At 72.7% G+C, this 22410-nt stretch carries 15 protein-coding genes; 10 read left to right on the top strand and 5 right to left on the bottom strand.

The features are described 5' to 3' along the window. Positions 1 to 3: 3 nt before the first annotated feature. On the bottom strand, positions 4 to 5889 hold the full coding sequence (locus O7622_RS22315) for an SDR family NAD(P)-dependent oxidoreductase (RefSeq protein WP_282310143.1): 5886 nt from the start codon (positions 5887 to 5889) through the stop codon (positions 4 to 6). A 199-nt stretch (positions 5890 to 6088) separates the two neighbouring features. On the opposite strand from O7622_RS22315, the gene O7622_RS22320 reads away from it, so the two are divergent. From O7622_RS22320 to O7622_RS22340, 5 genes are all read left to right on the top strand, one after another. Further along, positions 6089 to 6967 (top strand): DUF6039 family protein, encoded by an 879-nt coding sequence (locus O7622_RS22320; RefSeq protein WP_282310144.1) that lies wholly within the window; start codon positions 6089 to 6091, stop codon positions 6965 to 6967. Positions 6968 to 6973: 6 nt separating this feature from the next. After that, complete coding sequence (locus O7622_RS22325; protein ID WP_282310145.1) at positions 6974 to 7732, top strand: enoyl-CoA hydratase-related protein; 759 nt, start codon at positions 6974 to 6976, stop codon at positions 7730 to 7732. A 5-nt stretch (positions 7733 to 7737) separates the two neighbouring features. Further along, complete coding sequence (locus O7622_RS22330; protein ID WP_282310146.1) at positions 7738 to 9891, top strand: acyltransferase domain-containing protein; 2154 nt, start codon at positions 7738 to 7740, stop codon at positions 9889 to 9891. A 555-nt stretch (positions 9892 to 10446) separates the two neighbouring features. Next, positions 10447 to 11208, top strand: a complete 762-nt coding sequence (locus O7622_RS22335; protein ID WP_216934946.1) for a Crp/Fnr family transcriptional regulator — start codon at positions 10447 to 10449, stop codon at positions 11206 to 11208. Continuing rightward, positions 11205 to 12485 (top strand): cation:proton antiporter, encoded by a 1281-nt coding sequence (locus tag O7622_RS22340; protein ID WP_282310147.1) that lies wholly within the window; start codon positions 11205 to 11207, stop codon positions 12483 to 12485. Before O7622_RS22335 ends, O7622_RS22340 begins: the two co-directional genes overlap by 4 nt. A gap of 11 nt (positions 12486 to 12496) precedes the next feature. Here O7622_RS22340 and O7622_RS22345 read toward each other — a convergent pair whose 3' ends face one another. After that, entirely contained in the window at positions 12497 to 13036 is a 540-nt protein-coding gene (locus O7622_RS22345) for a DUF1697 domain-containing protein (protein WP_282310148.1), read from the bottom strand. Between the two features lie 126 nt (positions 13037 to 13162). Between O7622_RS22345 and O7622_RS22350 the strand changes: the two genes are divergently transcribed. Together O7622_RS22350 and O7622_RS22355 are read left to right on the top strand one after the other, a co-directional pair. Further along, positions 13163 to 14404, top strand: coding sequence for a hydroxymethylglutaryl-CoA synthase (locus tag O7622_RS22350; RefSeq protein WP_282310149.1), 1242 nt, complete (start codon positions 13163 to 13165; stop codon positions 14402 to 14404). Positions 14405 to 14427: 23 nt separating this feature from the next. Further along, a complete protein-coding gene (locus O7622_RS22355) occupies positions 14428 to 15912 on the top strand; it encodes a class I adenylate-forming enzyme family protein (RefSeq protein ID WP_282310151.1) in 1485 nt (494 codons plus the stop codon). A gap of 119 nt (positions 15913 to 16031) precedes the next feature. On the opposite strand, the gene O7622_RS22360 is transcribed toward O7622_RS22355, so the two are convergent. From O7622_RS22360 to O7622_RS22370, 3 genes are read right to left on the bottom strand one after another with little or no spacing between them, the layout of a single operon-like run. After that, positions 16032 to 16658, bottom strand: a complete 627-nt coding sequence (locus tag O7622_RS22360; protein WP_282310152.1) for a M23 family metallopeptidase — start codon at positions 16656 to 16658, stop codon at positions 16032 to 16034. 26 nt (positions 16659 to 16684) lie between these two features. Then, entirely contained in the window at positions 16685 to 17725 is a 1041-nt protein-coding gene (locus O7622_RS22365) for a DUF4034 domain-containing protein (RefSeq protein WP_282310153.1), read from the bottom strand. Between the two features lie 11 nt (positions 17726 to 17736). Further along, the gene (locus O7622_RS22370; RefSeq protein ID WP_282310154.1) at positions 17737 to 18777 is read right to left on the bottom strand and encodes an acetylxylan esterase; all 1041 of its coding nucleotides are present in this window, start codon (positions 18775 to 18777) and stop codon (positions 17737 to 17739) included. 67 nt (positions 18778 to 18844) lie between these two features. Between O7622_RS22370 and O7622_RS22375 the strand changes: the two genes are divergently transcribed. The 3 genes from O7622_RS22375 to O7622_RS22385 are packed head-to-tail and all read left to right on the top strand — an operon-like array spanning position 18845 to position 22379. Further along, entirely contained in the window at positions 18845 to 19774 is a 930-nt protein-coding gene (locus O7622_RS22375; RefSeq protein WP_282310155.1) for an ABC transporter permease subunit, read from the top strand. After that, the gene (locus O7622_RS22380) at positions 19771 to 20697 is read left to right on the top strand and encodes a carbohydrate ABC transporter permease (RefSeq protein ID WP_282310156.1); all 927 of its coding nucleotides are present in this window, start codon (positions 19771 to 19773) and stop codon (positions 20695 to 20697) included. Before O7622_RS22375 ends, O7622_RS22380 begins: the two co-directional genes overlap by 4 nt. A gap of 38 nt (positions 20698 to 20735) precedes the next feature. After that, positions 20736 to 22379: an extracellular solute-binding protein gene (locus O7622_RS22385; protein WP_282310157.1), complete on the top strand. Its 1644-nt coding sequence runs from the start codon at positions 20736 to 20738 to the stop codon at positions 22377 to 22379. Positions 22380 to 22410 lie beyond the last annotated feature (31 nt).

Below are 22410 nucleotides of genomic sequence, written 5' to 3' on the forward strand. Positions count from 1 at the left end.
TGGTCAGTCGGTGGTGACGAGTTGCAGTCGCAGCAGGGACGCCGTGAGCGGCTCGCCCGTGTCCGGCCGGGCCGGGGATGGCGCCTCGGCCGGGCCGTCGCCGTCGAGCCACAGCCGCCTGCGCCGGAACACCGGCCGGGGCAGCGGCGCCCGGCGGACCGGCCCCGGCGGCGCGCCACTGAGCACGAGGTGGGCGTTGGTGCCGCCGAGGCCGAACGAGCTGACGCCGGCGACGCGTTCCCGTCCGGCGGGCCAGCCGACCGGTTCCGTGGTGGGGTGCAGCGGCGAGCGGTCGAAGTCGAACCGCGGGTTAGGGGTGTCGCAGAACAGCGTCGGCGGGATGGTGCCGTGTTCCAGGGCGAGTGCCACCTTGAACAGCCCGGCCATGCCGGCGGCGCTGAGCAGGTGGCCCAGGTTCGACTTCACGCTGCCGATCTCGATCCGGCCGCCGGGCCGGTCACCGAAGACGTCGTTGAGGGCACGCAGCTCGATCGGGTCGCCGATGAGCGTGCCGGTGCCGTGCGCCTCCAGCATCGTGATGTCGGTGGGGCGCCGGCCGGCGGCGGCCAGCGCCTGGCGGACCACGTCGGCCTGGGCGGCGGGGCTGGGGGTGGTGACGCCCATTGTGTGCCCGTCGTTGTTCACCGCCACGCCGTCGATCACGGCGTGGACGCGGTCGCCGTCGGCGAGTGCGGCCGCCAGTGGTTTGAGCAGCACCACGCCGCAGCCCTCGCCGGGCACGAAGCCGTCGGCGCGTTCGTCGAACGTCCAGCACCGGCCGGTCGGGGACAGCGCCCGGGCGGCGCTCAGGTCGAGGAACGTCTCCGGGTCCAGCAGCACCTCGACGCCGCCGACGACCGCCAGCTCCGACTCCCCCGCGAGCAGGCTGCGGCAGGCGACCTGCACCGCGACGAGCGACGACGAGCAGGCGCTGTCGACGACCAGGTTCGGGCCGCGCAGGTCGAAGTGGTGTGCGACGCGGGCGGCGATGAAGTTCTGGTCGGAGCGCAGGACGTCGGTGCGGATCGGCACCCGGCGGCCGTAGTCGGACAGCCGCGCCCCGGCCACGACGGCGACGCGCCGGCCGCGCAGTTCGTCCGGGGCGTACCCGGCCTCGGCCAGGCACTCCGCGGTGCCCTCCAGGAACATCCGGATCGCCGGGTCCAGGCAGCGGGCCTCGTCGTCGCCCATGTCGAAGTAGCCGGGGTCGAACCACTCGACGCCCTCGACGAAGCCGCCCCACTTGCTGATCGACCGTCCGAGGCCGGGCTCCGGCGAGTACCAGCGGCGGTGGTCCCACCGCTCGGCCGGCACCTCGGTGACCGCGCAGCGCCCGTGGAGCAGGTTGTCCCACAGCGTCGCGACGTCGGTCGCCCCGGGGAACCGGCAGGCCATGCCGATCACCGCCACCCGCCGGTCCAGGTCCGGCCGCGCGCCGCCACCCGCGTCCACCGCCGCCGCCCGCGCCGCCGTCGGCACAGGCTCGTCGACGGGTACGGGCGCAGTCACGGGTACGGGCGGGTTCACCGGCTCGGGCGCAGGCGGCGGCTCGGGCTCGGGAGTCGCGGCCTGCACGCCGAGGTGGGCGGTGAGGCGCTCCAACGTGGGGTGCAGCAGCAGCGTCGCCGGGTCGAGATGGGTGCCGAGCCGCTCCTCGATGCGGACCAGCAGCTCGCCGAGGAGCACCGAGTCCACGCCCAGGTCACCGAACTCGACGGTCGGGTCGAGGTCGCGCTCGGGAATGCCCAGCGCCGCCGAGAAGATGCCCACGAGCCAGCCCGGCGGGGCCGCCGGCCCGCCCGCCGCCACCGGGACCGGGACCGGGACCGGGACCGGGACCGGGACCGAGGCCGGGACCGGGACCGAGGCCGGGGCCGTCGCCGAGCCCGGGGCGGGCGTACCGGCAGCCGGAGCGCCGGCCACGACTGTGGGTGACGCCGGCACCGCGCGGCGCGGACGCAGCCGCAGCAGGGCGTCGGGGTCGGGGGCGTCGCCGAGCGGCGGGCACGGCAGCACCACAGCGCCGGTCGGCAGGGCGAGCACCCGGTCGACGACGCGTAGTCCGGCGGCGTCGTCCAGCGGGGCGAGACCGGCCGGCGCGCACGGGTTGGGGCGTCCGCTCGTGGACCCGGTCTGTGCCCACTGCGGCCAGTCCACCGAGCGGAACTCCGTACGGCCGGCGGCGATCCGCGCGCGGACCAGCTCGTCGACGGCGATGTTCGCGGCGGCGTAGTCGGAGACCCCGGCGGCCAGCCCGGTCACCGTGGCGCACACCGAGGAGAACACCAGGAAGAAGTCGAGCGGGTCGGCGGCACACAGCGGCACCAGGGTCTCGAGACCGTCCAGCTTGGGTGCCAGCACGGCCTGGACGTCCGCCAGGTCCTTGTGCACGAACGCCGGGTTGCCCCGGCTCTCCACACCGGCGCAGTGCACCACGCCCCGCAGCGGGCCGAGTTCCGCGCGGACCTGCCGCAGGAACTCCTCGATGCCGGGGAACCCGCCGGCGTGCTGGAGCACGCGCACTCCGCGGGCGCGCAGGTCGTCCGCGACGCCGGTGTCCGCGTGGACGCCGACCAGGGCGATCGACCGGGCGCCGTGACCGGCCAGGTGCCGGGCGACGAGCGCGCCGACGCCCCGGGTGCCGCCGGTCACCAGGTAGGCCCCGTCCGGGTCGCAACGCAGCGGCGCGTGGGGCGCCGGTACGAGGTCCAGGCGCGGCCGGTGCCGCCGGCCGTCGGCGTACCGGACCTCGCCGTAGGCGTCGGCCCGTATCCATTCGGCGAGGATCCGGGCGGCGAGGTCGGTGTCGTCGCCGGGCCGGTCGGTGTGCAGCACGGTGGCGGTGACGCGGGCGTACTCGGCGCCGAGGACCTTGACGAAGCCGGCCGTACGGACGTCGTCGACGGCCGTCTCCAGGATCCGCAACGGCGTGGTGGGACGCTCGGCCAGCAGCCGCTGCACCATCCGCACCCGGGTCTCCCAGCCGGGCCCGCCGGACAGGCCGACGAGCCCGCCGACGCCGGGTACGCGGGACAGCACGGCGGCGAGGTCCGCCACGTCGTGCACGGCCAGGCCGCCGAGACGGGCGACGAGTTCGGGACTGCCGCCGACGCACAGCATCACCCCGGCCACCGGCGACGCGACCGGCCCGGGATCGGGGTCCGGCTCCCACCCCTTGGCGTAGAGCGGTATCTCGGCGCCCGGACCCGGCCCGACGATCGGCGTCGGCTCGACGGTCGGCGCGTGCGTGCCGGGCAGCCCGGCACCGGCCGGTATGTCCTCCGGCACCCAGCACCGCATGCGGGCGAACGGGTACGCCGGCAGGTCCACGACCGTCCGGCCCGGCTCGTGGAGCGCGGTCCAGTCGACGGCTCCGCCGCTCACCCAGTGCCGGGCGAGGTCGGTCAGGCTCGCGCCGGCCGGCGGCGCCGCGTCCGGGTCCGGCGCGGCGGGCGCGCGGCCGCGCAGCACGGCGGGATCGGTGCGGTAGGCGGCGAGGCGCTCGCACAGCGTCGCGACGTCCTCGACCACGACCGCCAGGCGCTGCCGCAGCGGCTCCCGGCCGACCTGGAGCGTGTAGGCGATGTCGGCGAGGGCCGGCCCGTCGTGCGCCAGCAACGCGGCGGCGTGGTCGGCGGCCGAACCGGGGTGCTCCCCGGCGGCGATCCGCCGGACCGCAGCGACGAGGTCCGCCGTGCTCGGTCCGCGGTCCCGGCGCAGGTACGCGACGAGCCGCCGCACCACCTCGTCGAGGCGGTCCTCGTCGTAGGCGGACAGGACGACGAGCTGCGGGCCGGGCGACGCGGCCGGGCGGGTACGGGCCGGTGGCGCGGCGACGACCGCGTGGGCGATGGTCCCGCCGGCGCCGAACGAGCTGACGCCCGCGACCCGGGGGCCGGTCCACCCGGCCCGCTGCCGCTGCACCCGGAACGGCACGGCGTCCCAGGGGATGTTCGGATTGAGTTCGTCGGCGTGCAGCGACGGCGCGAGCACACCGTGCCGCAGTTGCAGGATGACCTTGGTGAGACCGGCGAGTCCGGCGGCGGCCTCGGTGTGCCCGATCGTCGACTTCACCGAGCCGATCGGGATGCTGCCGGGCGGCAGGTCGGTCCCGGCCGCGTCCCGGTACGCCCGGGTCAGGCCGTCGATCTCGACCGGGTCGCCGAGCGCCGTGCCGGCGCCGTGCGCCTCCACGTAGCCGATCTCGGCGGGTTCGGTGCGGGCGTCGCGCAGCGCCCGCCGTACCACGTCGGCCTGGGCGACCGGGCTCGGCACGATGTAGCCGTTCGTCCGTCCGGCGTGGACGACGGCGGTGCCGCGGATCACGGCGTGCACCGGGTCGCCGTCGTCCAGCGCCCGCCGCAGCGGCTTGAGGATCAGCGCGCCGACCCCCTCGGCCGGCACGAACCCGTCGCCGCCGGCGCCGAAGGTCCGGCTGCGCCTGTCGGTCGCGGTGAGCTTCATCCGGTGCTGCTGGATGAACTTGTTCGGGTGCAGCGACAGGCTGACGGCGCCGGCCACCGCCAGCTCGGCCTCGCCGCGCCGCAGGCTCCGCACCGCCAGGTCGAGCGCGACCAGCGCGGAGGAGCACATCGTGTCCACCGTGAGGCTCGGGCCGTGCAGGTCGAAGCAGTACGACACCCGGTTGGCGATGCCGCCGAGCGTCGCGCCGGAGTCCTGCGGGACGCCGCGCAGCGTCCGCTCCGCCCCGAACAGCGGATACTCGTTCCACATCGCGCCCGCGTACACGGCGACCGAGGAGTGGTGCCGCTCCCGCAGCCGGGCGCGGGTGTATCCGGCGCTCTCCAGCGCGGCCCAGGTCACTTCGAGGAACAGCCGTTCCTGCGGGTCCATCAGGGCGGCGTCGCGGGGGGTGATGCCGAACAGCAGCGGGTCGAACCGGTCGACGTCGTCGAGGTACCCGCCGTCCATGAGGTGGGTCGGCCATCCCGGTCGCGCGCGCTCGGACGGGTGCGGGGTGACGCAGTCGCGGCCGCCGACGAGGTTGTCCCAGAACGCGTCCAGGTCGGGCGAGCGCGGGTAGCGTCCCGCGACGCCGATCACGGCGATCTCCGTCTCGCGCTCCTCCCCCGGCTCCCGCTCCACGGCGACGGCCGGAGCGGACACAGCGGCCGGGGCGGGCGGTACGGCGGACTCGGTGGGTGCGGCCGGTGTGGCCGGTGTGGCGGGAACCGCGCCGGCGGGAGCCGTGCGGCCGGCCGCCGCCAGCGCCGCGGCGACCTCGGCGAGGGTGGCGTGCTCGAAGAACAGCGTCCGCGACCGCTCGCCCAGGTCGCTCTCCAGCCGGGCGGCCAGCCGCGTGACGAGGAACGACGACAGGCCCAGCTCGGTCAGCGGCAGGAGCGGGTCGACGGACTCGGCGGGCAGGCCGGACACTTCGGCGTACGCCTCGACCAGGTAGGCCCGCAGCGACCCGGCCGGGTCGCGCGGCCGGGCGGTGGGCGGGGCCGGCGGCGCCGCACCGAAGGGGTAGCCGGGCAGCGGCACCCGCGGGCGTGGTCCCGGCCAGTACCGCCGCCAGTCGACCACGCCGCCGCCGACCCAGTCCGCGGCGGCGTCGGCGTCGGTCGGCGCGGCGGCCGGCGCGAACGGCGCCCCGGCGACGCCGTGCAGCACCCCGTCGCGGGCCTCGCCGCGCAGGTAGGCGTCGAGTCCGCCGACCAGGTCCGCGACGCTCGCGCACCGCACGGCGAGCCGGTGCGGCAACGGCATCCGGCCGACCTGCGTGGTGTACGCCACGTCGGCGAGGTCGAGCGCCGGATCCGCGGTGGAGACGTGCTCGCGCAGCCGGTGCGCGGATCGGCGTAGCCGCTCCGGATCGGCGGCGGAGAGGACAACGGCGTGGGCTGGATCGGTCTGTTGCGTCACGGCACCTGCCCGCCTGGGAAGGGGTCGACGGCCGAGGATCCCGGCCGAGTCATCACGCTAGGCAGTCGTACCGGCTTCGCCTGCTCAACGTTGAGCAGGCCGGTTGCTTCCGGCGCCCGCTCAACCGTGAGCAGACACGCCGTCGGCCGTCCCCGTAGAAACGGGCCGGAACCGGCGATCTCACCTGAGGAGCGAACCGATGACCACGACGGTCGAGCCGTACCGCGCGCTGAACCAATCGTCGCTGCCGCTGGAGCGGGTGCTGCACACGCTCAACTCCGGCTTCATCCTGCACCGGGTCGGCCAGATGGCCTACGGGTTCGCCGCAGAGGGGCGCCAGTTCAGCGTGGACCTGTTGCAGTACATCAACACCTCGCAGGAGGGCGTGGCGACGTCGTTCGCCTTCGAGGAGGTGTTCGGCGGCCGGGACCGGATGCACTGGTTCATCCACCTGAAGTCCCCGCAGGACTACCGGATCCTGCTCAACATGGTCGACCACGACCTGGAGTTCCGCCGGATCTCCGACGAGGACCGGCTGCCGCACAAGGGCGGCGGCAACTGGGACCGTATCTTCGTCCACCGCAGCCTGCACGAGGACGTGCTCGTACCGCAGCACGGGATGGACCACGACGGCGACGACGCCGAGCCGGTGACCTTCGTGCCGCCCGCCTCGTCCCAGCTCAACCAGCCGCCGGAGCAGCAGATCAACTCGGCGACGGCCGGCGCGATCGTCATGCGGACCTCGGACGTCAAGTACGAGTTCCGCGAGGAGGGCCGGATGTACGCGGCCCACTGGCAGCACTTCGTCAACGAGCGGCTCGCCGGACGGGTCACCGCGACGCTGTACGAGCAGACCTGGGGCCAGCAGGACCACCTGTTCCAGCTGATCCACCTGCGCAGCGTCGACGACTACCACGAGCTGGCCGAGTTGGAGCGCGGCAAGGAGATGGCCACCGAGGTGTTCGGCCGGCGCCGGCTGCACGAGTCCAAGGGCGGCGGCACCTGGGACCGGCTGTTCATCGAGGGCAGCATCCGCGACACGCTGCTGCTGCCGCAGGTGCCGAGCAGCGCGGCCTGAGCTCCGATGGCGTACCGCACGATCGAGCTCCGGCGCGAGCCCGGGCTGTTGCGCGTCACGCTGGCCCGGCCGGAGCGGCGCAACGGCATCGACGACGAGACGCTGCGCGAGCTGCACGCCGCGCTCGACGAGGCCGAGGGTGACGCCGCCTGCCGGGCGGTGGTCCTGGCCGGGCGTGACGGCGTGTTCAGCACGGGCATGGACTTCCAGAGCGCCGCCGGTGACGGTGGCGCCTCCGACGGGGGCGCGGCGTTCTTCGCCCTGCTGGAACGCTTCACCACAGTGCCGCGGGTGGTGATCGCCCAGGTGGACGGGCAGGTCGCCGGTGGTGGTGTCGGGCTGGTCGCCGCCAGCGACTTCGTGCACGCCACCGCCCGCAGCACGTTCGCGCTGCCGGAGGCGCTGTGGGGGTTGCTGCCCTGCTGCGTGCTGCCGTTCCTGGTGCGGCGGGTCGGGTTCCAGAAGGCGTACGCCGCGACGTTGAGCACGCAGACGATCGCCGCGCCCGAGGCGTACCGGATCCATCTCGTCGACGAGGTCGCCGAGCGTCCCGAGACGGTGCTGCGGCAGCTGCTGTTCCGGCTCAACCGCCTCGACCCGGTGGTGGTCGGCGACGCCAAGCGGTACTTCCGGGCGTTCTCCGGCGTTGACGACCGGCTGCGCGACCACGCGGTGACCGAGTTTGGCCGGCTGATGTCGGCGCCCGCGGTGCGGCAGCGGATCACGGAGTTCGTCGCGCACGGCCGCTATCCCTGGGAACGGTGATCGCCGTGCGCGCGTGGGTCTTCCCGGGGCAGGGGTCGCAGCATCCCGGCATGGGCGAGGGTCTCCTGGACCGTTTCCCCGCCGAGTGCGCCACCGCCGAGCGGATCATCGGCGTGCCGCCGGCGCAGCTGTGCCGGGACGCCCGGGGCGAGTACCTCGGCCGCACCCGGTACGTGCAGCCGGCCGTGTTCCTGGTCAGCGTGCTGGCCGCCCGGGCCGCGCTGGCGGACGGCCGTCCGCCACCCGAGGTGGTGGCCGGGCACAGCCTCGGCGAGTACGCCGCCCTGCACCTCGCCGGCTGCCTGGACTTCGGCAGCGCGCTGAGCCTGGTCGTCAGCCGTGGGCGGCTGATGGAGAGCGTGACCGGCGGCGGCATGGTGGCGGTGCTCGGCCTGCCGCTGTCGCGGGTGACGGAGCTGCTGGCCGAGATCCCGGACGTCGACCTCGCCAACCACAACCTGCCCGACCAGTTCGTGATGGCCGGCAGCACGGCGGGCATCCGCGCGGTCGTCGACGCCGTGCGGCGGCTCGGTACGGGCCGGTGCGTGCCGCTGGCGGTCAGCGTGCCGGCCCACTCCCGGTTCATGGCCGGCGCCGCGGAGGCGTTCGCGGTGGCCCTGCACGACGTCACGCCGGGCCCGTCGTCGATCCCGGTGGTGAGCAACGTGACCGGGTCGCCCCATGTCCCGGGCGACATCCCGGACACGCTGCTGCGGCACTTCGTCGAGCCGGTCCGGTGGTGGGACACGATGTGCCTGCTGGCCCGTTCGGGGGTGACCGAGCCGGTCGAGGTCGGTCCCGGTGAGGTGCTGACCAAGATGTGGCGCCGGGCCGCCGGGAGCCTGCCGGCGCCCGCTCCCGGCGGGCCGCTCGCGCCCGTCGTGCCCGTCCCGCCGTCCGCGCCCGCCGCGCCTCCGGTGACTGTGCCGGCCGCGCCGGTGGCGCGTGGTCCCGCCCCCGGCCCACCGCCGGCCACCGCCTCGCGTCCGCGCCCGGCGGGCTCGCCCGGGCTGCGGTCCGACTACGGCATCCGGTACGCCTGTCTGGCCGGGTCGTCGCCGTTCGGCGTCACGTCGCCGGCGTTCCTGCGACGGCTGTCAGAGTCCGGACTGCTCGGCTTCTTCGGCACCCGGGGCCTGGCACTGCCGGAGATCCGGGCCGCGCTGGCCGAGCTTCGCGACGTCCGCCGGTACGGCATGGCCTGGCCGTCCGGTGGTGACGAGCGGGCGCTGTGCGACCTGTACCTCGCCCACGACGTCCGCCATGTGGAGGTCACCGGTCCGCTCGCCGTGGTGTCGCCGCAGCTCGTGCGGTTCCGGCACGGCGACGGTTCCCGGCAGGTCCTGGTCCGTGCCCCGGATCTGGCCACGGCGGTGCGGTTCCTGCGCCCCGCCGACCCGGCGACGGTACGGGCGCTGGCCGCCGCCGGGCACCTGGACGGCGGGTCCGCGGGCGCGGCGGCACGGGAGGCGGTCGCCACCGACGTGGCGGTCGAACGGGACGCCCATGCGCTGGTGCCGGCTCTGGTGGCCCTGCGCGACCGGGAGGCGCCGGGGGCGCGGATCGGGGTGGCCGGGGTGGGCACCCCGGCAGCCGTCGCCGCCGCCTTCGCGCTCGGGGCCGACTTCGTCGTCACGACGACGGTGAACCAGTGCACCGCCGAGGCAGCCACTTCGGACGCGGCGAAGGATCTGCTCGCCGCGCTCGACGTCACCGACGTCCGCGAGGCGCCCGATCCGGACCTGTTCGAACTCGGCGCGCGGTCTCCGGTGGCGCACCGGGGCACCCTGTTCGCCGCTCGTGCCGAGGAGCTGTACCGGATGTTCCTGCGCTACGACCGGCTGGCCGACGTCGGTCCGCGGCGGCTCGCCGAGCTGGAGCGGACGCACTTCGGCCGCCCGCTGGACGAGGTGCGCGCCGATCTCGGCGTCGCGGGGCGGGACGACCGGCGCGTGCTCGCGTCGGTCTGCGCCGCCTACTGCCGGCAGGCCACCGCCGCGGCCCTGCGCGGAACGCCAGGTCAACGGCTGAACTACCGGGTACCGGCCTCCACCGACGTCGGGGCGTTCAACCGGCTCGTCGCGGCGGAGCCGCTGGCCGACTGGCGGGCCCGGCACGCCGAGCTGGTCACCGAGCGGCTGCTCAGCGAGGCAAATTGACCTAAATCATTAAAAAGGCCAGCCGGCTCCCATTCCGCTGACAATCACCCGCTACGAACCGAACCGAGGTCGCAAAATGCCTGGTCATTGCTCTGCGTAGACACCCGTCACCCAATTAGTTACGATGGTGACGGGCATTAATACCGCTCAATCAAGCGGTATGCGCAACCCTCGCCCGCACCCTCCGAGAGGCCTCTTGCATGCATTTGCTTCACTGGATGAACGCGTCCCGAACACGGAAGAAACCAGACACCGCAGATAGATGGACATCGTAGGTCATGCCATGCCGCCACCCAGCTAGAGCGCTCCCGCCTGCGGAACTGCAGGTGGATCGCCTCGGCGCCGGGTGCGCGGCACGCGGAGCGCGACCGACGAGACGAACGGCCGGCACGGGCCGTATTGCAATTCCGACAGTTTTCCGACACTAGCCGGAGAAACACTTGCCGGCGTTGCGGCCGCACTGTCAACGATTGACAGCGTCACGCATTTAACCAGCGAATGTTCAGGAACCTGACAACACGCCCGAGCCACGACATCGGGCGCCAGGAGGCCTCCTTGCGAATCGCCGGCGCCACCACCAGTTTGCGTAACGAGCTGCATCGGCTGATCCGGGACGACCCGACTTTCGCCGTCCGCACGCACGTCCCGCGAGGCGGGGCCGCGTACAACTCCGGCGACCACGATCTGCGGATGTACCTCGTGGAGGTCGGCCAGTTCAAGACCATCGCGTCCTCCGCTGACGGCAAGCAGTGCCTGCTGTCGATCCACACGCGGGGCGACATGTTCGGCGAGCTGGGCCTGCTCGGCGGACCACGCCACGACACCGCCCGGGCCATGCGCGACAGTGTGATCAGGAGAGTCAACTCGGCGAAACTGTTCGACCTTCTCAGCAGCGACGAACAGCTCAACTGGCACTTCACCCGGTTCCTCATGGCCAAGCTGCTCGACCAGCAGCAGGCCATCACCCAACTGGTCACCATGGACAGCGAACACCGGCTGGCCGCGACCCTGCTGCGACTCGCCCGCAAGGTGGGCCGGCGGCTCAACCTCGGCATGCAGATCGACGCCAAGATCACCCAGGAGGAGCTGGCCAGCATGGTCGGCACCACCCGGTCCCGCGTCGGGCTGTTCCTCAAGCACTTCCGCGCGGCGAAGCTGGTGGATCAGCTGCCCGGCGGATATCTCCTGATCAACGAGCCGGCGCTGACCCGGTACGTGGAATGCGGACAGTACGAGCCCGCCCGGTGGGGCGCCGACCCGATCCGGCCGGTGAACGGCGCACGCCTGCTGCGCGGCGACCGGGAGTTGTCCGCGTGAGTGCCGTCCTGGTCCTCCTGCACGGAGCCGCGCTGCTCGTGGCGCTGCTGCTCGTCGGCGGGATCGGACGAGCCGTGGCGCGGCTGTTGCGGCAGCCGCCGGTGATCGGGGAGATCGTCGCCGGTCTCCTCGTCGGCCCGGCCCTCGTCCTGTTCGCCGGTCACGACGGGCTGGCGGCGGTGCTGCCGGAGGACGTACGCGCACTCCTGCGCCTGGTCGCCGAGGGCGCCCTGGTGCTCTTCCTGGTCGGCCTCGCGCGTGAGCTGCGGGTCGGGCCGGCGCGCGACGACCGCAGGCTGGCCTGGGTGACCGCCGGTGCGCTCGTCCCGGCGCTGGTCTGCGGGGTGCTCGTCGCACTGTGGGTCCAGTTCGTCGCCGGACCGGCCGTACGCGGCGACGCGCCGATGCCGGCCTTCGTGCTGGGCGTCGCGGTGACGCTGTCCATCACCGCCGTACCGGTGCTGGCGCGGCTGCTGACCGAGCGGGGCCTGACGGAGACGGCGGCCGGGGCCCTCGCGCTGGCCGCCGCAGTGGTCGTCGACGTCGTCGGCTGGCTGCTGCTGTCCCTGGCCGTCGGGCTGGGCGCCGGCGACCCGGCGACCTTCGGCCGCGCGATGGCGGTCCTCGCCGGAGCGTTGCTGCTGGCCGGCGGGATCCGATGGGTGCTGCGCCGCGGCCGGGCGGCACGGTGGTGCGGCCGGTGGCCGGCCGCCAGTGCCGTGGTGCTCGGCGTGGTGGCTCTGGTGGTCGGCTTCGGCGTCCACCTCCTCGGGCTGACCGCGGTGTTCGGCGCGATCCTGGTCGGCCTGGCGGTGCCGCCCGGCGAGCCCTGGGAGGCGCCGACCGCCGCCGTGTCGCGGCTCGGACGGTCGCTGCTGCCGATCTTCTTCGTGAGCGCCGGGCTCACCGCGCTGACCGGCGCGGTCGCCAGCACGCCGTGGTCGCTGGTGGTCGTCGTGCTCGTCCTCGGGCTCGTCGGAAAGATCGGCGGCGGCTATCTCGGCAGCCGGCTCGGCGGCTGCTCTCCCGCGGAGGCGACACGGATCGGCATCCTGCTCAACACGCGCGGGCTCACCGAGCTCATCGTGCTCCAGGTCGCGTTCCAGGCCGGCATCCTCAGCCCGCCGATGTTCCTCGCCCTGCTCATCATGGCGCTGGCCACGACGCTTCTCACCGGCCCGCTGCTGTCGTTGGCGGACCGGTTCGTGCGGGCCGCCGACGCCGAGGACAGCGCCTCGGGCGCCGTGTCCGGCCCGTCGGTGGTGAGCCCGCGATGACGGGTACGCGGTCAGGCCGCCGCCATGTCGCGCAGCTTCAGCACCGAGCGCCAGTTGCGGGTCGTCCCGACCACGCCGGTCTTCTTCTCCACGAAGGCGTTGCTGAGCTTGCTGCGCCCGTACCCGTCGGGAACGTGCACGAACACGTCGCGGCCGAGCAGCGTCAGCGTGCCGGTCTCGCCGGGCGGGGCGGCGAGCGCCGCCTGCTTGTCCGCGCCGGGGTCGCTGCCGAGCATGGTGACGAGCAGCTTCGTGTGGTCCGTCTGCACGTCGAGATACGGGTTGGCGGCGATCATCGCGTCGAGCTCGTCCAGGCTGCGCAGCAGCACCGGCACGTCGCGGCCCCACCGCTGCTTGATGGCCCTGTCGATCTCGGCCAGGATCGCGACCTCGTCGGTCTCGGGGCAGCCGAACACGACGTTGCCGCTCTGGATGTACGTGGCCACGCCGTCGAAGCCGCAGGAGACGAAGACCTCTTTCAGCTCCGTCATCACCATCGAGCTACCGCCACCGATGTTCACCGCACGCAACAGAGCGACGTATCTCGTCATGACCCGGGATGGTAACCGGCCGGGCCGATCGCGGGCGCTCAACTCTGAGCAGACACGCCCGGCCCGCGGTCGTACAACGTCAGGGACCGCGACGGTGAGGGATCCACGAAGAGGAGAGGCCCGAGGATGATCACCACGGCGGTCGGCATCGAGGATCTCCACGTCTACCCCGGGCGGGCGTACGTCGACGTGCCCAGCCTGTTCGAGGCGCGCGGCCTGGACCCGTCGCGGCTGCCGAACCTGATGATGAGCCGCCGGTCGGTGAGCCTGCCCTGCGAGGACCAGGTGACCCACGCGGTCAACGCCGCCCGGCCGCTGGTCGACTCGCTGTCGCCGGAGCAGCGGGAGGCGATCGAGCTGGTGGTGGTGGCCACCGAGTCGGGGCTGGACTTCGGCAAGCCGATCAGCACCTACGTCCACGACCTCCTCGGCCTGCCGCCGCGCTGCCGGTCGTTCGAGGTCAAGCACGCCTGCTACGGCGGCACCGCCGCCCTGCAGAGCGCGGCGGCGATCATCGCCGCGAGCCCGGCGCCGGCCGCGCGGGCGCTCGTGGTCGCCACCGACATCGCCGGCGTCGCGGCGGCCGGCAGCTACTTCGAGCCGTCGGAGGGCGCCGGCGCGGTCGCGATGCTGGTGAGCCGTACGCCCGACGTGCTGCGGCTCGACCTGGGCGCCAGCGGGTACCACACCCAGGAGGTGATGGACACGCTGCGGCCCCGGCCGGACGTCGACGTGGTGAACTCCGACCTGTCCCTGCTCGCCTATCTCACCTGTCTGGAACGGTGCTTCGCCGCCTACCGGGACCGCGTCGAGGGCGCCGACATCGTCACCACGTTCGACCACCTCGTCTTCCACATCCCCTTCGCCGGGATGGTCAAGGGCGCCCACCGTACGCTGCTGCGCAAGACCAAGCGCATGGCGCCGGCCGACATCGACAGGGACTTCGCGGCGCGGGTGGCCCCGTCGCTGTCGTACACGAGCCAGATCGGCAATCTCTACTCCGGTTCGCTCTACCTCGCGCTGTGCTCGCTGATCGACCACGCCGACTTCACGGTGGGCCGCCGGATCGGCCTGTTCTCCTACGGTTCCGGCTGCGGGTCCGAGTTCTTCAGCGGGGTCGTCACGGAGCGCGCCGCCGGCCGGCTCGCGACCCACCCGCTCGCCCGCGCCGTCGAGGAACGCCGCCGGCTCACGGTCGCCGAGTTCGACGAGTGGAGCCGGCACACCGCCGACCGCGCCTTCGGCGTCCGCGACGCCGTCCTGGACACCGGCCCCTACCGGTCCGTCCTGGACAGCCACGTGGCCGGCCGGGGCCTGCTGCTGCTCGACCGGATCGAAGACTTCCACCGCGTGTACCGGTGGAGTTGAGCGCGCCATCCGAGGGAGGACCCATGAGTGTGCCCACGTCCGCGGTCGTCGTACCCGACCTGCTGCGGCACCGCACCGGCCTGATGCCCGAGCAGGAGGCGATAAACGTCCGCGGCAAGACGGCGATCACCTACCGCGACTGGGACCGGCGCTCGAACGCCGTCGCCCGCGCGGTGCTCGACCGGCTCGGCGGCACCGGGCGGGGCGCCCGGGTGGCGCTGCTGTTCGGCGGCGACGACTGGATCGACTACGCCGTCGCCTACCTCGGCGTGCTCAAGGCCGGCGCCACAGCCGTACACGTGAACGACACGATGCCGGCGGTGGAGCTGCGCCGGCGGTTCGACCAGTGTGCGGTGGCCGGTGTGATCCGCGGCGCGGCGCTCCCGCCGTGGCGGGACGACGCCGGACGCTGGTCGGTGGTCGTCGCGGACCTCGACCAGGGCGACTCCGGCGCCGTCGACACCGGCGTCACCCCCGAGGACATCTCCGACATCCTCTACACCTCCGGCACCACCGGCCCGGCGAAACCGTTCACCAACCCGCACGGCAACCTGACGTACGGGCGCGGGTCCGCCGCCCTCGGGCAGCTGGTCGACCCCGCGCCGCTGCTCGCGCCGATGCCGCTGGGCACCACGTCGAGCGCGACGACGGTCGCGGTGCTGGCCACCACGACGCCGTCACCGCTGATCGTGTGCTCACCGGACGACCCGGAGGAGATCGCCCGCCTGCTCGCCACGCACGGTTGCGCGACGCTCATCCTCACCCCGTGGACCGCGATCCGGCTCGCCGCCGTCCGCCCGCAGGACCGCTACGACCTCGGCTCGGTCAAGACCATCGGCAACGCGTCGGCGATCATGCCGCCGCGCATCGCCCGCGACCTCCTCGCGGCCATGCCGAACGCCACCATCGCCAACGCCTACGCGCAGTCCGAGGCGGTGCCGGCGATCATCCTGGGCAACGTCGACCCGGACCGGCCGATGTGGCTGGGACGCCCCGGACGCGGCACCGAGATGCGTGTCGTCGACCCGCGGGGTGAGCCGCTGCCGCCCGGCGAACTCGGCGAGGTGTGGCTGCGCTGCGAGGCGCCCAAGCGGCTGTACCTCGACCAGGCGCTCAACGACCGCGTGCACGCCGGCGGATGGACCCGCACCCGCGACCTCGGACGCGCCACCGCCGACGGCGAGCTGTTCCTGTTCGACCGGATGACCGACGTCGTCACCACCGGCGGGACGCTCGTGTCGTCGCTGGAGGTCGAGGCCGCGCTCTACGACCACCCCTCGGTACGCGAGGCCACAGTCGTCGCGCTGCCCGACCCGGAGCACGGCGAGATCGTCGCCGCCGTCGTGGCGGCCGACCCGGCCCTGGACGACGCGACGCTCGCCGCGTTCCTCGCCGAGCGGCTGGAGCCGCACCAGGTCCCGGCCCGCATCCACCGCCTCGACGCGCTGCCCCGCGGCGGCACCGGCAAGGTGCTGAAGTACCAGTTGCGGCAACGCTTCGGCGGCTGACCGTCGCGGTGGTCACCGGCGCCCGGCCTCCGCCGCGTACCCTGTCGGGGCTGGTGGCGGCGGGAGCCGGCTGCCGCCGACCACCCCGGCCATCGGGGCGCGAACGCTGACGGTCCCGGTCACGGGCGCGCCGGCCGGCAGTTCGCGCTCGTCAGCCGCACCGAGTACTCGCGGTCGTCGGAGGTGATCCCGGACGGCACGCCGTCGAAGTACGCCTCCACCTTCTCCCAGCCCCGGCGCTGCTCGTAGTGCAGGTGCGGGGCGCCGGAGTTCCCGGTGCTGCCGACCCGTCCGAGCTGGTCGCCCCGGGCCACCCGCTGACCGGCCTGCACCGACGGCGGTTCGAGCAGGTGCAGGTACTGCGTCTCCCACTTGCCACCGTGGTCGATCTTGACCCAGTAACCGCCGCCGCGCCCCCGCGGCCCGTCCGGATCCTGCGGGGTGCGGCCACCCAGCGAGCCGTTGATCCCCGCCACCGTGACGGTGCGGTCGGCGGAGGCGAGCACCGGCCGTCCCCATGCGTCCCCCGAGGTCGGGAAGAAGTCGACGTCGTAGTCGTCGTGCCCCGGATAGGTGGACAGCCGCCACGTCTCGCCACAGGCCACCGGGAGCTGGAAGTCAGGCCGCGGGCCCGGTGGCCGCAACAGCGGCACCACGACCGCCGCACCGGCGGCAAGCACCGCGAGGACGCCGACGATCAGCAGGACGCACGGGAGGCGGCAGCCGCGTGGGCGCTCGGTGGTCATCGGTTCGCGCATGACGTCGCCGGAGGTCAGGCGGCGCGGCGGGCGCGGCGACGGGCTCGGAGGAAGACGGCGTCACCCCGTCCGTCGCTCCACCAGGCCCACGGGACGCCGGTCGCGTACCGGCCGATCGACGCGAACACCGGCGCGGCCTCGGCGGCGCGACCGGTGCGCACCAGCCCGTACGCCAGGAAGTTGGCGTCGTCGAGCCAGTCGGCGTGCCGGGTCGCAGGCTGGTGGAACCACCGGGACAGCGCGTTGTCGAGATCCGACTGCATGACCGGATCCTGTCGCCACCGCTCGCCGAGCTCGTCGGCGGTACCGCCGTGGGGTTCGCGATCCTGCTCCCACAGCGCCCACTCCGCGGCGGCCCGAACCGGCAGCACGAGTAGTGGTGAGCCCGTAGGCGCCGTGGCGGCGACCGAGCGGGCGAAGCCGAACATCGCCTCGTGCGAGCCGCTCCATTTCCTGCAGTGGTAGGTCAGCCGGAGCACGTGGCCCTGATGGTGCCGGGGATCCCGCTTGGTCAGCTCACGCCACGTCTCCTCGACGTCCTCCAGTGGCGCACTCTGGTCGATCATGAGGTCCAGGCGGTGCGCCCACGGCGTGGGGTCGTCCGGTGCGAGCCGCATCGCGACATCGTTCACCTGCCGGGCCAGGTCCAGCAGGCGGTTGAACTCGGCCCACTGCTCCCGGCGTACGGTGGCGGCCCAGTCGCCGCCGCGCACCTCCCACGCCCGTGCCATCAGGGAACGAGCACGGACGAGCTGGGCATCCGGATCCGCGGGCGCGCGCGACACCCAGCGGTCGGTCCACGCGTCCGTGGTGTCGACCCGACCGGTCGTACGGTCGATCCGCGATCCCAGCCCACGAGCTGTCGATTCGGCGAGCACACGGACGTACCGGGCCCGGCGGTCGTAGTCGTCCCGGGTGGCGATCAGCGCCTTCCGGGCCGGTCCGATGTCGGAGCCGTACCGCGCCTGCGTGCACGCCTCGCGCAGCACGGCGTCGTCCTGCGCCGGGTTGGGGTCGATCTGGCGGGTGAGTATCCGCCACACGGTCGGGATCATGATCAGGGATGCTAGATGCCGGTGGGCTGCGCCGGCGGCCCGGCGGGACGGAGCACCGCGTCGAGCCAGCGCAGCTGCCGCCGGACGTGGACGGCCTCCCCGCCCTCGTGGCCGTTGAACGGGTACGTGTGCATCTCCCGTAGTGGTGCGGTCGGTCCGCCGGCCGCGCCGTACTGGTTGTAGGCGGCGAAGCCGGTGCTCGGTGGGCAGACCTCGTCCCGCAGGCCGATCCCGAAGTGCGCCGGAGCGGTGGCCCGGCGGGCGAAGGTGACCCCGTCGACGTAGGACAGCGTGCGCCGGACCGGCTCCTCGGCCTCGCGGTGCACCGCCAGGTAACGGGCGATATCGCCGTAGGGGGACGCCTCGGTCAGTTCGATGGCGCGCTGGATGTCGCACAGGAACGGGGCGGTGACCAGGAGCGCGGCGAGGCCGTCGACCAGGCCCGCCGCCGCGAGCGCGAGTCCACCACCCTGGCTGTTGCCCACCGCGGCGACGCGGGCCGGGTCCACCCCGGGCAGGACGCGGACGGCGTCGACCGCGCGGACCGCGTCGGTGATCAGGCGGCGGTAGTGGTAGTCGTCCGGGGACAGGATCCCCCGCGTGGCAGGGCTGGGCCCGCCGGGCGCGTCGTGCGGGTCCGGGGTGTCCCCGCGGCTGAACAGTCCGGCCTGTCCCCGGTTGTCCACCAGCAGGTGGGCGTAACCGGTTACCGGCCAGGTGAGCCGCTCGCCCGGCAGGCCCCGGCCGCGTCCGTAGCCGGGGTACTCCACCACTGCCGGCAGCGTCGTGGGTACGCGCGCGGGACGGGTGTACCAGGCCCGGACCGGTTCGCCGGCGTACCCGGCGAACGTCACGTCCCACACGTCGACCAGCCGCAGGCCGGTGGGTTCGGGACGGACGTCGACGAGCACCGGCGTGGCCGCGGCGGCGGTGATGGTGGTGCGCCAGAACCGGTCGAAGTCGGCGGGCTCGGCAACGGCCGGCGTGTAGCGACGGAGCTGGTCGAGGGAGATATCGATCGACGCTCTTGACACGAAGATAACGATACCCATAAATTTCCGAAAAGCTTACGGTGCATTACCGGAAAGTTCCGGCCGACGGTCAGGCGGGAGGACGAGCTTGGCAGCCCCGACCCCGCGCGGTCGCCGGACACCCTGGCGGCGGGCCCTGCGCCGCGACTGGCAGCTCTACTCGCTCGCAGTCCTGCCGCTGCTGTTCTTCCTGACGTTCCGCTACCTGCCGATGCTCGGCAACGTGATCGCGTTCCGGCGCTTCCAGCCGGGCGGCAGCATCTTCGGCGAGTACTGGACCGGGCTGCGGTACTTCCGGTTGTTCTTCACCGACCCCACCTTCTGGAGCGTGTTCACCAACACGCTCATGCTGGGCGCGCTGACCCTGGTGTTCTGCTTCCCGCTGCCGATCGTGCTGGCGCTGCTGCTCAACGAGGTGCGCAACCGTGCCCTCAAGCGGTTCGTCCAGTCGGTGTCCTACCTGCCGCACTTCCTGTCGACAGTGATCGTGGCCGCCATGGTCCTCCAGTTGCTGTCGGTGGACGGCACGGTGAACCAGATGGTGCGCGCCGTGGGCGGCGAGCCGGTCCCGTTCATGCAGCAGGCCGGATGGTTCCGGACGATCTACGTCTCCTCCGAGGTCTGGCAGACCGTCGGCTGGGGCACCATCCTCTACCTCGCCGCGCTCACCACCGTCGACGGCGACCTGTACGAGGCGGCCCGCATCGACGGCGCCAGCCGGTGGCGGCAGACCTGGCACGTCACGCTGCCGGGGATCCGGCCGACGATGGTCACACTGCTGATCCTCAACATCGGCACCTTCATGGCCGTCGGCTTCGAGAAGATCCTGCTGCTGTACAACCCGCTCACCTACCCGACGGCGGACGTGATCTCGACCTACCTGTACCGGGTGGGCATCGTCTCCGGGAACCTCAGCTACGCCGCCGCGATCGGCCTGTTCGAGTCCGTGATCGGGCTGACGCTGGTGCTGTCGGCGAACGCGATCTCCCGGCGCACGGTGGGGACGAGCCTGTGGTGAGCACGCGCGCCCGCACGCGGGCACCGGCGGTCCACCCGCGTGGCCCCCGGCCGACAGCGGGCTACCGGGTCTTCCAGGTCGTCAACGCCGTCGTGCTGACCGGCGTCGTGGTGGTGACCCTGTATCCGTTCCTCACCATCGTGGCCCGCTCGCTCAGCGACAACGCGTACATCGTCGCGGGTGAGGTGAACCTCGTGCCGCGCGGGTTCAACCTCACCGCGTACCGCGTGGTGACGTCGGACCCGACGTTCTGGATCAGCTACCGCAACACCGTCTTCTACACGGTGGTCGCCACGCTCGTCTCCGTCGTGCTGACCACCTGCTACGCGTACGTGCTGTCGAAGCGGCACCTGCGGGGCCGGACCGCGCTGGTCGGGATCGCCGTGTTCACCATGTTCTTCACCGGCGGCCTGATCCCCAACTACGTCCTGGTCACCAGCCTCGGGCTGAAGAACACCGTGTGGGCGATCGCCCTGCCCAACGCCATGAACGTGTTCAACCTGCTGGTGATGAAGGCGTTCTTCGAGAGCCTGCCGGTCGAGCTGGAGGAGGCCGCCGCCGTCGACGGGCTGAACACGTACGGCACGCTGCTGCGGATCGTCCTGCCGCTGTCGAAGGCGATGGTCGCCACGATGGTGCTGTTCTACGCCGTCTCGTTCTGGAACTCCTGGTTCGCCGCGTTCCTCTACATGGACCGTCAGGACCTGCTCCCGGTGACCGTCTACCTGCGCAACCTCATCGCGGGCGCGACCGACGCCACGCAGACCGGCGGCGGCCTCGGCAGCGCCGGCGACGTCGTCCAGTCCGCCGCCACCATCCAGTCCGTGACCATCGTGCTGACGATCCTGCCGATCCTCGCGGTCTATCCCTTCATCCAGCGGTACTTCGTCTTCGGGATCATGCTCGGCGCCGTGAAGGGATAGCCGCCCCCGCACCCCACCACCACCGGAAGGAAGAATCCATGGCCAAGCTGTCCCGGCGCCAGGTGCTGCTCGCCAGCGGCGCGGCCGCCGTCGTCGCCCTGGCGGGTTGCGGCGACGACACCCCGGACAAGAAGGACCTCGACCGCAACCGTACGGGCGCGATGGAGAAGTACGGCATCGGCGACCAGTTCAAGGCCACCGAGCCGGTCACGTTCTCGATCCTCTACAACAACCACCCGAACTACCCGCTCAAGCCCGAGTGGCTGTTCTGGACCGAGCTGGCCCGGCGGACGAACGTCAAGCTGGACCCGGTCGCCGTGCCGCTGAGCGACTACGAGCAGAAACGCAGCGTGCTGGTCGGCTCCGGCGACGCACCGCTGATCATCCCGAAGACCTACCACCCGCAGGAGACCTCGTACGTCTCCTCCGGCGCCATCCTGCCGGTCAGCGACTACCTCGACCTGATGCCGCACTTCAAGGACAAGATCGAGCGGTGGGGACTCCAGCCGGAGATGGACACGCTGCGGCAGGAGGACGGGAAGTTCTACCTGCTGCCCGGCCTGCACGAGAAGCCCTGGCAGGACTACACGCTCGCGGTCCGCACCGACGTGCTGGAGCAGTTGAAGATCCCGTCCCCGACCACCTGGGACGAGGTGTACGCCATGCTCAAGGCGATGAAGGCGGCCCACCCGGACGTCATCCCGTTCTCCGACCGGTTCGGCAAGCCCAACCCGGCCGGCAACCTGCTGAACATGCTGGCCCTCGCGCACGGCCTGCCCGGCGCCGGCTGGAACTACCAGCCGACGAGCTGGGACGCCGGTGCCGGGAGGTACGTCTTCACCGGCGCCTCGGACGACTACCGGCAGGTGGTGGAGTATCTCCACAGACTGGTCACCGAGGGGCTGCTCGACCCGGAGACGTTCACCCAGACCGACGACCAGGCCCGGCAGAAGCTCGCCAGCGGCAAGTCGTTCGTGATCAGCACGAACGCGCAGACCCTGGTGAACGACTACCGGCCGGACATCGCGAAGATCAACCCGAACGCCCGGCTCGGCAAGATCCTCTTCCCGGTCGGTCCGGCCGGACCGGTGAACGCGGCGAGCCGGCTGGAGAACGGCGTGATGATCTCCAGCAAGGCCCGGCAGGGCCGGAACTTCGTGGCCATGATGCAGTTCGTCGACTGGCTCTGGTATTCCGACGCCGGCCAGGAGTTCGCCAAGTGGGGCGTCGAGGGAACCACATACACCAAGGACGCCTCGGGCAGGCGCAGCCTCGCCCCGGACGTCAACGTCATCGGGCTCAACCCCAAGGGCAGCAAGCACCTGCAGAAGGACTTCGGCTTCTACAACGGCGTCTTCGCCTACGGCGGCAAGCTCGACCTGGTGCAGTCGTTCTTCTCGCCCGAGGAACTGGAGTTCCAGAAGGAGATGAACGCCCGCAAGCCCGCGCCCTGGGTGACGCCGCCGCCCGCACCGCTCAGCGACTCCGAGCGCGAGCAGACGACGCTGTGGGCGACCGCGCTGAAGGACCACGTCACCCAGAACACGCTGAAGTTCGCCCTCGGCCAGCGGCCGCTGAGCGAGTGGGACGCCTACGTCTCGGAGCTGAGGGGCAAGAACGCACAGGCCTACACCGACCTGGTCAACAAGGCGTACGAGCGGTACCGCGAGAACCACGGCTGACCGGCGATGCGCGGCACCGTTCCCGAGCGGC

This window comes from Micromonospora sp. WMMD1076 (assembly GCF_029581475.1).
GTDB lineage: Bacteria > Actinomycetota > Actinomycetes > Mycobacteriales > Micromonosporaceae > Micromonospora > Micromonospora aurantiaca.